3 protein-coding genes and 1 tRNA gene are annotated in these 3,692 nt (G+C 30.0%); 3 read left to right on the top strand and 1 reads right to left on the bottom strand.

All coding sequences use genetic code 11. The features are described 5' to 3' along the window. Positions 1 to 438: 438 nt before the first annotated feature. Together GXK57_RS26005 and GXK57_RS26010 are read left to right on the top strand one after the other, a co-directional pair. Positions 439 to 514: transfer RNA gene (locus GXK57_RS26005), tRNA-Phe, on the top strand. A gap of 343 nt (positions 515 to 857) precedes the next feature. Next, positions 858 to 1,082, top strand: coding sequence for a hypothetical protein (locus tag GXK57_RS26010; RefSeq protein ID WP_160680925.1), 225 nt, complete (start codon positions 858 to 860; stop codon positions 1,080 to 1,082). A gap of 153 nt (positions 1,083 to 1,235) precedes the next feature. Here GXK57_RS26010 and GXK57_RS26015 read toward each other — a convergent pair whose 3' ends face one another. Further along, positions 1,236 to 1,913 (bottom strand): uracil-DNA glycosylase, encoded by a 678-nt coding sequence (locus tag GXK57_RS26015; protein WP_160680926.1) that lies wholly within the window; start codon positions 1,911 to 1,913, stop codon positions 1,236 to 1,238. 311 nt (positions 1,914 to 2,224) lie between these two features. On the opposite strand from GXK57_RS26015, the gene GXK57_RS26020 reads away from it, so the two are divergent. Beyond that, the gene (locus GXK57_RS26020) at positions 2,225 to 3,178 is read left to right on the top strand and encodes an L-lactate dehydrogenase (RefSeq protein WP_160680927.1); all 954 of its coding nucleotides are present in this window, start codon (positions 2,225 to 2,227) and stop codon (positions 3,176 to 3,178) included. The last annotated feature ends 514 nt before the right edge of the window (positions 3,179 to 3,692 follow it).

Consider the following 3,692-nt stretch of genomic DNA (forward strand, 5'->3'; position numbering starts at 1 on the left):
TTCTTCACATGCGTTCAGAAAAGGCAGATGCGCAAAAAATCACTAATGAAGAACGCATTAGTGATTTTTAAAGCCATTCCATCTGAAAAAATCATTTAATTCTAACTACTCGCTCATATAGCATCTCCTTCATAACCACTTAATTTCAAAAATACTCTTTAACATAGCGTAAAATTATATGTAATATAAAAATTATATGACGGTTTTTTGTTATTTAGTAATAATACGGTAAGGTAAAAATTGTAATACTATAGTTAGAACTAGTAATGCTCTTTTCTAAAAAAGCCATATAACAGTTCAAATTGTAGCAGAAACATGAAATGAAAGTGCTCATATTGTTGTGTAACTGGATGCTGTTTTAATAAAGTTTTATAAAGTACTTTGTTATTATGTTGACAATCCATGACGAAATGTGTATAATTTTTAAATGTAAGCTATGGCTCGATAGCTCAGTCGGTAGAGCAGAGGACTGAAAATCCTCGTGTCGCTGGTTCGATTCCTGCTCGAGCCACCAAAAATCCTAATAACGTATGTTATTAGGATTTTTTTGCTTTTAAGGAAGGTGCAAACTTTTGCTATCTAAGCTTAGCAATATCAAGGTTTTATAGTAGCTCTTTATGGGAAACAGTAAAAATAAAGTTATGTAGCTTGCCAGCGTTTCTTTACATACTTTCAAAAAAAGTAAGAGGCGTAAAAAGCTAATTGAAAAGTGTTTATTAAGTGAAAATTTTACTTTTATATAAAATCTTAATAATACCTTAAGCTTTCCGAAAGAAATTCTTAATAAATCACCTTTATAATTATAAGTAAGAGATAAGGCTTTTACCTATATCATAATTTATAAAGGAGTTGTTGTTATGTTTGAAAAGATTAGTTTAAGTGACAAGGAGAATGAGATACTTGCTAAAGGAATAGCTGCTGGAGTAGGACTTGGAATAGTTGTAGGGGTACTTTTAAATTATGTTATTCTAGGATTTGCAGCAGGAGGAGTAGTTGGAATACTTTGTTCACTAACATATTCGTTTTATATGAGAATAAAGAGTAAGAATTCAGTTACAATAAAGAACGGTTATAGAAAATAATCATAACAACATTAGGTAAAGGCAAAAGTGTACGTATATAAATTAAATGATAATATAATCTGCTAAGTTTTTGCCATTAACAATAATAAAAGCAGGTGAACAAAAACCTCACTAAGCATTGAATTTAGTGAGGTTTTTACTATGTATTTATAATTATATATTTTCTATTTGCCAATCAATAGGATCTTTGCCTATAGATTTAAGAAAGTTATTTGTTTTTGAGAAAGGTTTACTGCCAAAGAAACCTCTCGAAGCAGATAATGGACTTGGATGGACAGATTTAATTATGTAATGCCAATTGTTTGTTATAAGTTTCTCTTTTGATATAGCATTGTTCCCCCAAAGTATGAAAACTACAGGATCTTTTCTATTGTTTAGTAGAGAGATTATTTTATCGGTGAATACTTCCCATCCTATGCTTTTATGGGAATTTGCCTGACTAGCTACAACTGTTAAAGAAGTATTAAGCAGCAGCACACCTTGGTCTGCCCATTTTTTTAAATATCCGTTGTTTGGAATATAGCAACCGAGATCATCTTTTAGTTCTTTATACATATTTAGCAGAGAAGGGGGGATTTTAACTCCAGGTTTTACTGAAAAACTCAAACCGTGGGCTTGATTGGGACCATGGTATGGGTCTTGCCCAAGTATTACTACCTTTACATCTTTATAAGCTGTATAGTGCAAAGCGTTAAAGATATCATACTGATCAGGAAATATCGTCTTGTTTCTATATTCTGTAATCAAGAATTTGCGTAGTTTTATATAGTAATCTTTTTCGAATTCATCCTTAAGTAAGTCATTCCAGTCATTATTAAAGTTTGCTGACATTTTACCACCTCTTTATATAAATTACTATTCTTATCTAAATAATCTTTGAATTATGATTCTTATACAATATAAATAATATAATATTTTATTATAATATCTATATTATATCAATTTTTTATAAATTAAATAAAAATAATAAATTATAGCTAAACTAACAACTGTATTTATAATAAATGAAAAAAATATCATATTTGTTGGTACCAATATGATATTATATTAATTTTCATTAAAAATTAATAGTTGAAGTACATTTTATAATAAATATATAATTTAAGTGATATATATATAATTTCGTTAAGGGGGCAATTAAAATGGCAATTAAACCAAGGAAAGTGGCTATTGTCGGAACAGGACTTGTAGGTTCAAGTTGTGCATTTAGTTTAGTAAACCAGGGAGTGTGCGAAGAAGTACTAATGATTGACTTAAATGAAGAGAAAGCATTAGGCGAAGCAATGGATTTGACTCACGCAGTTGAATACCTCCCAAAAAGAACGAAGATTTATCAAGGTGGATACGATCAATGTGGGGATGCAGATGTGGTAATAATAACAGCAGGTGCACCACCTAAGATAGGTCAAAGTAGAATAGATACATTAGATATCAGCGCTAAAATATGTAATAGTATTGTTCAACCAATAATGAAATCTGGATTTGATGGCTTCTTTATAATAGTTTCTAATCCTGTAGATATCATAACTTATCATGTTTGGAAAATATCTGGTCTTCCAAGAAATAAGGTTATGGGCACAGGAACATCAGTAGATAGTGCTAGATTGAAGACTCTTATATCAGAATACTTAGATGTAGATCCAAGATCAGTACAAGGGTATGCTATGGGAGAGCATGGAGATGCTCAGATGATACCATGGTCACATGTTTATGTTGGAGGAAAACCATTCTTAAAAATAATGGAGCAAAATCCTGATACCTACGGAAAATTGAATTTAGATGAAATTGAATATAGGGTTTCTCAAGAAGGTTGGGCTGTTTTCAATAGAAAAGGTGGAAGTACCTATTATGGTATATCATCTGCAGCAGTAGGAATCATAAAATCGATATTGTTTGATGAACACAGTATTATTCCTGTATCTGCTATATTAGATGGTGAGTACGGTGAGTATAACGTAGCATCAGGAGTGCCAGCAATAATAAATGCTGAAGGTGTAAAAGATATATTAGAAATAGAAATGACAGAAAAAGAAAAAGAGAAGTTCAAGAAGGCAAATGAGTCTTTAAGAGGATATATAGCAAGATTAGGACATTAAAGAAGTAAGGTCTGTTGCTAGAAGTAGAGGAATAAAAACGTGAAAAAATAGAAGTCGTGCATAAAAAGGTGGATTAAGTTCATTTTATGCATGGCTTTTATTTTTTTGTTTTTTAAAGTTCCGTGTTTAAATTAATTGTCTAGTAATTTGATGCTGTAATTAGTTCGTGAAAAGAATTGATATGATTTTTTTATATTTCAAGGAAAAAAGTATAATCTAACTACGATCATAGTTTAATAAAAAGGCTCTTAACTGTATTTTATATCAAGATTAATAATAATATATAAAGCAAACATTCCCAGGTGTATCAGTATGAGGAAATTAAAGTTTAATGAAGAAAAATGTAATATATAGCATGATAAAGTTGGTTTATAAAATAATTTGTATATTTGCGATTAATGAGGGCATGATATTATAAAACACGTCGCTGAAACAAACGCGACAAACAAAAAAACACGAAAATTAAAACTGATTAAAAGAAATTAAAAAAAGTTTTAAAAAAGTGTTGACAAAA

It is taken from the genome of Clostridium sp. C8-1-8 (genome assembly GCF_009928445.1).
Classification (GTDB): domain Bacteria; phylum Bacillota; class Clostridia; order Clostridiales; family Clostridiaceae; genus Clostridium_AR.